Source organism: Stieleria sp. (genome assembly GCF_041595215.1).
Classification (GTDB): domain Bacteria; phylum Planctomycetota; class Planctomycetia; order Pirellulales; family Pirellulaceae; genus Stieleria; species Stieleria magnilauensis.
Map to the genome: position 1 here is coordinate 1 of NZ_JBFHKV010000306.1, position 8,281 is coordinate 8,281.

Consider the following 8,281-nt stretch of genomic DNA (forward strand, 5'->3'; position numbering starts at 1 on the left):
ATCCTGGGAGGCACCCAGTCGGTCGCAATGATGCGAACCTTCGGTGCCGATAACGCCGACTTCACCGCCGCTGGCTATGAACTGTTTCGAATTCAGATTAGCGAACTGACTTCGGGGCTGTCCTTGAACGACGTCAGCATCCGAAGTAATTCGGCCAGCGGTGATCAAGCAACTGACGGCGGAGGAGGCATTTACAACGCGGGGGGGACGGTCAACATCGACGGAGGCGACATCTCCGGAAATGCGGCGATCGGCGGCTCGGCCAGCGGGGGCGGCATTTTTAACTCCGGCACATTGACGGTCCAGTCGGCGAGCATCTCGAGCAACACGGCCAATCGCGCCGGTGGCGGTATCGAATCGACGGCCGGCAGTTCGACGGCACTGACCGGTGTCAACTTGGATGACAACACCGCTGGACCGGCCGGAATGGCTGCACCAGGCAACGGCGGCGGACTTCACATCACCGGCAACGCCGATGCAACCATCACCGGCGGAACCGTCTCCGGAAACTTCGCGGCGTCTGAAGGTGGTGGCTTGTGGAACGGATCGGGCACATTGACCATCGACGGAAACACCGCGATCGCCGACAACATCGCGGCAGGATCACAAGTCGATCAAGGTGGCGGCGGGATCTTCAACGCCGGCGGTACCGTTCAAGTTTCTGACGCGACGATCGCCGACAATGTGGCCGCAGGTGCAACCACGTTCGCGCTCAGTGGTAGCCAAGAAGTGCCACCGGTGAACACGACGGCGTTCGGCGAGGCAAATCTCGTTTTTGACGCCGAAAGTGAATCGTTCCGTTTGGATCTGTTCGTCAGCGGAATTGAGTTGACCGACGAATCCGATTTGCCACAACTGACCGGCGCGCACATCCACTTGCAAGCATCGGGCGCCAACGGCCCGGTGATCGTCAACTTGGGAACCGATCAATGGATCAGCGAAGAGACGGGGATCCGCTTGCGTTTGGATGATGTTGCTTTTCCGAACCAGAACATCGCCGCACTGCTGGCCGCTGGCGCCTACATCAACGTTCATAGCAGCGCGAATCCGTCGGGCGAAGTCCGAGGACAAATTGTTTTCCCCACGCCAATGGGCAGTGGCGGAGGCGTGCTCAACGATGGCGGCTCGGTTTCAATTACCGACAGCACCATTTCGGGGAATGTGGCGTCTCGCGCCGGCGGCGGAATCGAAGCCACCCCGGGCAGCGTGACGACACTGATCGGCGTCAACTTGGACGACAACATCGCTGGGCCGGCCGGACTGGCCACACCGGGCAACGGCGGCGGACTTCACATCACCGGGGATGCCGATGCAACCATCACCGGCGGTTCCGTATCCGGAAACGTTGCGGCATCTGAAGGTGGCGGCTTGTGGAACGGATCAGGCACAATGTCGGTCGAGGGTACCTCTATCATCGGGAATGTGGCCCAGGGAAGTGCGAGTCACGATGGTGGCGGCGGCATTTTCAACAACGGCGGAGACCTGTTGATTTCCGACACGACAATCAGCGGCAACCTCGCCGACGGTGAAAGTGGCTCGGGCGGCGGATTGTTCAACCTTGCCGGCAACGTCACTGTCAGCAATTCGTCATTCGAATTCAACGGAGCCAATCGAGCCGGAGGTGGTATCGAGATCGTTGACGGAACGGTCACGCTGACCGACTCCCACTTGATCAACAACGACGTCGATGGCACTGCAACCAACGGCAGTCCGAGCCCGGGCAACGGCGGAGGGCTGCACGTGACCGGTGTTGCCGACGTCACCCTGACCGGCGGAACGGTCTTTGGCAACGTAGCTGCCAGCGAAGGCGGTGGGTTATGGAATCAGGCCGGCAGCACGCTGACGGTCGACGGAACGCTCGTCTCCGGCAATTCGGCGTTCGGTGACGATGCGGACAACGGAGGCGGTGGACTGTTCAACAACGGCGGCACCCTCGTGTTACGCAATGCGACCGTGTCGGAGAACTTTGCCGACGGAGAAAACGGGTCCGGTGGCGGGATTTTGAATGTCAGCGGCGGAACGGTGTCGATCACCGATTCGTCGATCACCGGAAACGTCGCCAGCCGCGCCGGCGGCGGGATCGAAGACGCTTCCGAAGCCGGTGGCGATTCGGTCGATGGCCCCAGTCTGACGTTAAACAACGTGATCTTAGAAGGCAATAACGCCGGCGTCTTGGACGATGGATTCGGCGGTGGTTCGCTCTTCGCCTCGCCCGGCAACGGTGGTGGGATTCACATCACCGGCAGCGCGGATGTCTTGATCATCGGTGGTCGGGTCGAACGAAACATTGCCGCCCGCGAGGGTGGTGGACTGTGGAACGGCAGCGGAACGATGACGATCGACGGCACGTCAATCGCTGAAAACACCGCCAGCGGCGATTCATCGGACGATGGCGGCGGGGGTATTTTCAACAACGGCGGTGACCTGGTCATCACGGCGGCAACCATCGTCGGAAACGTTGCTGATGGAACCGCCGGGTCGGGCGGCGGAATTCTGAACGCCGGCGGCGAGCTTCGATTGGAAAATTTGGTCCTCAGCGGCAACGTCGCCAACCGTGCCGGCGGCGGCATCGAGCAATCCGGTGACAGTGCATTTCTCGAACTACTTGACGTCACCTTCGAGTCCAATGTGGCAGGCCCCGCCGGATCCGCTTCCCCGGGCAACGGCGGTGGGCTTCACATCGGAGACGCGGGCAATGGCTTTATTCGACGAGGCGTCTTTACCGGCAACACGGCCGCGCGAGACGGCGGTGGAATCTGGAACGGTGCGGGATCGCTGACCGTGATCGATACGTTGATCAATCAAAACATTGCGATGGGCGACCAACCCGGTCAAGGCGGCGGCGGCATTTACAACCTCGGAACGTTGACGTTCACTCGCGGCGAGATCTTGGACAATGAGGCCATCGTCGGCCTGGGTAACGGCGGCGGCATTCTCAATGCCCCGTTCGCCAACGGCTCCATCGGCGAATCAACCATCAACGAAAATGCCGCGGCGCGTGCCGGTGGTGCGATCGAAAACTTCGGCAACCTGTTGATCGGCAATTCAACTCTGGCAGAAAACTCAGCCGGTATCAACGGCGGGGCTCTGCACATTTCGGGATTTGGGATCGCGATCTTCACCGGTTCAACCATCCGCGATAACTCTGCCGTCCAAGAAGGCGGCGGTCTGTGGAACAGTGCCGATGGGTTGATCGCTGTTCAAACGTCTTTGGTTGCCGGGAACACCGCAACCGATGGCGGCGGTCTATTCAACGACGGCACCGATGGTGATATCCGCTTGGTCAACTCGACCGTTTCGGGCAATGTCGCCAGCGGAATGGGCGGCGGGATCCGAAGCGAAGGGGGCGAAGTGCTGTTGACCAGCGTGACGATCGCCGACAACGTCGCCGCCGAGGGTGGTGGAGTCGACATCGCCTCGGGAACGACAACGTTGTCCTCGTCAATCATCGGCGATAACTCGGCGACGACGGCGCCCGACATCCGTGGCCAAATTCTCAGCGAAGGATTTAATGTCATCGGCAATACCGACGGAGCAGTTCTGGTCGCTACCGACGCGAGCGACCGCTTGAACGTCGACCCGGGACTTGACATCTTGGCCGACAACGGCGGCAGGACATTGACGCACGCGTTGCTCGCCGACAGCCCGGCGATCAACAACGGCAACCCGGACGGGGTCCCGGCGGACCAACGGCTTACCTCGCGACCACAAGGCCCGGGGACGGACAGTGGAGCGTACGAGTCTGACCTGGTCGGCGGGCCGTTTCCGAGCAGCCCCCTCGCCGCGGACGTCAACGGTGACGGCGTCGCCACGCCCCTGGACGCCCTTCGCGTCATCAATTTTCTCGCCCTCGAATCAGATCCGTCTGCGGCCTCGGCCGAAAGCGAACGAATCTTGGCTGGCGACGTGCTGCGGATGGACGTCAACGGAGACGATCGCATCACGCCGCTCGACGCCTTGATGGTCATCAACCACTTGGCTCGACAAAACCCGTCGGAACTCAACGCGGAGCTTCCGCCCGGCACATCGGACGCTATCGACGTGATCGCCCTGGAAGAGATACGTCGGCGCCGTGATGAAATCGACGAACTGCTCCTTGAACAGTTAGCGGTCGACACGGTCGCCAAGTGAATGCGTTATTCAATTGACACTCCGCTGAGCTCTGATCCCTCCCACTCTTTTGATACCCCGTATGAAGGATAATTTGATGAAGTTAATTCAGTCTGCATTGATCGGCTGCATGTTGCCGCTGATTGCCATTCCCACGTCGGCTGTTGCTGCCGACCATCTTGATTCTCCCGCAGTGCAAACAGACGGACGTTTGGATGTCAATGACATCTATGCGTTTCAATCGCCCGAAAACGCCAATAACGTTGTGCTGATTGCAACCGTGAATCCCGCAGCCGGCGTGTTTAGCCCGACGGATTTCAGTTCGCGAGGCAACTATGTTTTCAAGATCGACAACGACGGCGATGCGGTTGCCGATGAGATCTATTCGTTTACCTTCAGTCGGACACGACGCGGCGTGCAACGCTTCCTCGTGCGACGCAACGGATGCTTCTACGCGTCCGGACGAACGGGGCGGACGGTCAAAGCAAGAGGCGGTGCGAAGATCCATGCCGACCTTTTTGAAGACCCTTTCTTCTTCGACCTGCAAGGTTTTCAGGATAACTTCCAGTTTACCGGTGATGATTTTTTTGCCGGGCTGAATGTGTCCGCGATCGTGATGGAAGTGCCCCGATCGGATCTCGGGGCCGACAACATTGGCTTTTGGGTCGAAACGACCGATCAAGGACAACCGTTTGACCGAATGGGACGTCCGGCGATCAATACCGTACTGATTCCTTCGGCAAAGAAGGATTTGTTCAACGTCAGCCTACCCGTGAACGACCCCGCAAATTTCGGAAACGACGTCGCCACGACGATTGCAACATTGAACGGCGGCGACACAGCGACCGCAAACGTACTCGCCGGCATCTTGCTCCCCGATGTGTTGACCGTCGACACATCCAGCACCGCGGGCTTCCTTAACGGGCGGCAACTCGCCAACGATGTCATCGATGCCGAATTGAACCTGCTGACCAATGGGGCCGTGACAGGCGACGGCGTCGACATGAACGATGCCGTCTTCCCCGCCGGGTTCCCCTACCTTGCTGCACCGAATTGATTCGATGCGTTGCACCGCCGAAGCCAGTCAAACTTGTGTTGGACCGACTGGCTTCGGCCGAACGTTACGTCCCTGTGACTCACACCTCCGTCGATTGAGAAAAACCATGCGGTCATTTGTTGTCCCGGCAATACTCTGCCTCGGCTGTTTAGCTGGTGCGTCGAACATTTCGGCCCATGATCCGATCCAGAACCCACACACTCATCATGATCATGATCATGATCGCGGAACATACGGCACGATGATGCCGACGGAGAAAGCGATTGCGATGTTCCGCAGCCGAATTCGCGACGACTCGGATTATCAGAATCGCACGATCCTCGGTCGACTTCTCTTGCGTCAGGCTCAAGAAACAGGCGAATTGTCGCTCTACTCGGATGCCGAACGTGTTCTCCGAGAGGCTCATGCGATCAGCCCCGAACATACCGCGACACGACTTCATCTGGCCGATGCACTTTGTGCACGCCATGAATTTAATGAAGCCATCCGGCTGGTCAGCCCGGTGCTCGAGCGTGACAAAGACAATCTCTCGGCAATCGCGTCACTCGGTGACGCATCGTTGAATATCGGCGATATCGAGGCTGCCGAGCAATACTATGCTCGCCTGTCTGAACTTTCGCAGGCCCCTGCCGTGTCGGCGCGACTTGCACATTGCGACGAGTTGCGCGGCAAAATTGACTCCGCGATCAGCAATCTGAACAATGCAATCGATCAATCAGCCCGATATGATTTGCCAGACTCTGAGCGGGCTTGGTACATGTGGCGTCTTGGAACGATTTACTGGTCACAGGGTGATTGGGCATCCGCCAAAGCATCCTTCAAAAAGACGATCGAAATTGTCCCCGATCATGTCGACGCCGTGATCGGTCTCGCCCAGACATTAGCGGCAACAAGAGATGATGACGACGCGATCCACCGGTTGACAGAGGTCGTCGACCGAACTGCGGATCCGCCAGCCATGGCGTTGTTAGCCGATCTGTTGCTGCTAAACGGAGACGACAAACAGGCGAGAGTCTGGTTGGACAAAGCCGACCGCGCGATGGCGGAAGAAGCCAAGGTCGCCGCCGCTGCGCACTACCGTGAATACGCGAACTTCCTGTCCGATCACGCGACGAGACCCGAGCAGGCCCTTGAGCTGGCGAGGAAAGATTTCAAACGTCGTCCCGATGTCTACTCTCATGACGCTTTAGCTTGGGCACTCTACCACAACAAGGAATATCGGCTGGCCAAAGACATGATCGAACATGCTCTGGCCCTTGGAACACGCGACGCGAAACTGCACTTTCATGCGTCACTGATCAAGGCGGCCCTCGGCAATCAAGCGGCCGCAAATCAACACCTGCAAACGTCCCGTTCGATCAATCCGATGATCGCCCAATGGTCCAATCGAGTCCTCGCATTGACCGGCTCATCGTTGGCCCCGGCGACCGAACCAGTAAATCACAACAATCAAACCGACGAGAATGAGACCGATGAATCTTAGAAATCTGCACATCGTTATTGCACTTTTCCTGCTGGTGCTACCAAAAACCGTTGATGCGGCCCTGATCAGCGAATTCGAACCCAATCCAGCTGGTTTTGACAGCGAGCTGCAGTTCGTCGAGTTCAGTGGGGTCATGGGCAGTTCCTTCTCCGGCGTGTTACTGGGAATCGGCGGCGAAACGGGTCGCATCGGCCGGATCGACTACGCGGCAAACGTTTCCGGGGTCTTCGACGCCAATGGACTCCTAACCGCTCAGGTCGGCGACCTCTTTGCCCCGACGTTGACCGTTGTCCTTGCCGAATCGTTCAGCGGAATCGTCGGACAATCAGACATTGACCTCGATGACGATGGTGTTGCAGACAACCTTTCGATCGTGGGGGGGATCCACGACGCAATCGGAATTCCCGACAACCTCGCGGGCGAGAGTTTTTTGTACGGTTCTCAGCTCGGCGGACAGAACTTTGGGTTCACCGGCGACGAACCCGAATTGGTTTTCCGAGATGCCAGCGTCGGACAGTGGTACGCCATCAATGATGTCAACGGATCCGACGTGTTTGGAATCGACGGTCAGAAAATCGCGAATCAAGGTGCGTTCAACCGCAACCCGTTTCAGCCGAGTTTTGGCCAGACAAATCCATCCATCACGGCGATCCCAGAACCCAGTCTGACACTGATCACATCCTTGTCGCTAAGCTACTTTTGCCTCGGAATTCGCCGGAGGAAACGGAATTGACAGACGCGGGTCGCGCTGCTGACAATAATTCGCAGCGTGAAGACGCTTGATTGCATGGCACGAACGAGTGTGAGAGGTTGTAATCTGACAGGCTCTGATTCCTGTCCTTATTCTCGCCGCGAAGTGCTCCGATGAATGCCCCTCTCCGTTTTTTCACCAGCCAAATCTGGTGCGTCATCGCTCTGGCTTTTGCCTCCAATCACGTCTCAGCCGAACGGCCCAACGTGTTGATGATCTTGGTCGATGACTTGAAACCGGCGCTGGGATGCTACGGCGATCCGATCGCCAAGACGCCGAACCTGGACGCGCTCGCCGGGCGGGGCATGCGGTTCGATGCGGCTTATTGCAACCAAGCCGTCTGCGCCCCATCGCGATTCACCCTGATGCTCGGCTCACACTCGACTTCGACCGGACTGTACGGACTGGGCAGCCAGCTGCGACAAGTGATGCCCGACGCGATCACGCTGCCGCAACACTTTGCCGCGCACGGCTACCGCACCGAATCGCTGGGCAAGATTTTCCACATCGGTCACGGCAACCATGGCGATCCCGAATCGTTTTCCGTGCCGCACTTTAAAGAAAAAGTGATCGAGTACGTTGATCCGGAAAGCACCGACGGCGGACAACTGACGCGTGAAGAAGCGTATTTCACCAATCAACAGCTCGACCGAATCAAGTCGCTGCCCCGCGGCGCGGCCTATGAATCGCCGATCGCCGACGACGAAGCCTACGCCGATGGGCGCGTGGCGGCCGAAACGATTCGTCGACTGCATGCAGCCAAACAACGACGCGACACAGAAGGAACACCGTTCTTCATCGCCGCCGGTTTCGCCCGCCCCCACCTGCCCTTCTCGGCTCCCAAGAAATACTGGGACTTGTTTGATCCGAACAGCCTGCC

5 protein-coding genes are annotated in these 8,281 nt (G+C 58.6%); all 5 read left to right on the forward strand.

All coding sequences use genetic code 11. The features are described 5' to 3' along the window. A partial coding sequence (locus ABX749_RS13580) for a CHRD domain-containing protein (RefSeq protein WP_372896451.1) occupies positions 1-4,131 on the forward strand: 4,131 nt, incomplete at its 5' end. 76 nt (positions 4,132-4,207) lie between these two features. Next, positions 4,208-5,167, forward strand: coding sequence for a DUF4331 family protein (locus tag ABX749_RS13585; protein ID WP_372896452.1), 960 nt, complete (start codon positions 4,208-4,210; stop codon positions 5,165-5,167). A gap of 241 nt (positions 5,168-5,408) precedes the next feature. Then, on the forward strand, positions 5,409-6,650 hold the full coding sequence (locus ABX749_RS13590) for a tetratricopeptide repeat protein (RefSeq protein WP_372896453.1): 1,242 nt from the start codon (positions 5,409-5,411) through the stop codon (positions 6,648-6,650). Then, a complete protein-coding gene (locus ABX749_RS13595) occupies positions 6,640-7,383 on the forward strand; it encodes a hypothetical protein (RefSeq protein ID WP_372896454.1) in 744 nt (247 codons plus the stop codon). The genes ABX749_RS13590 and ABX749_RS13595 overlap by 11 nt, the downstream gene beginning before the upstream one ends. A gap of 131 nt (positions 7,384-7,514) precedes the next feature. Next, positions 7,515-8,281: sulfatase-like hydrolase/transferase (locus tag ABX749_RS13600; protein WP_372896455.1), on the forward strand; the 767-nt coding region annotated here is incomplete at its 3' end.

What these genes read in the sequence shown, in the direction of transcription:
- ABX749_RS13585 (WP_372896452.1), top strand. Translation starts at nt 4,208, where the DNA reads ATGAAGTTAATTCAGTCTGCATTGATCGGCTGCATGTTGCCGCTGATT.
- ABX749_RS13590 (WP_372896453.1), top strand. Translation starts at nt 5,409, where the DNA reads ATGATGCCGACGGAGAAAGCGATTGCGATGTTCCGCAGCCGAATTCGC.
- ABX749_RS13595 (WP_372896454.1), top strand. Translation starts at nt 6,640, where the DNA reads ATGAATCTTAGAAATCTGCACATCGTTATTGCACTTTTCCTGCTGGTG.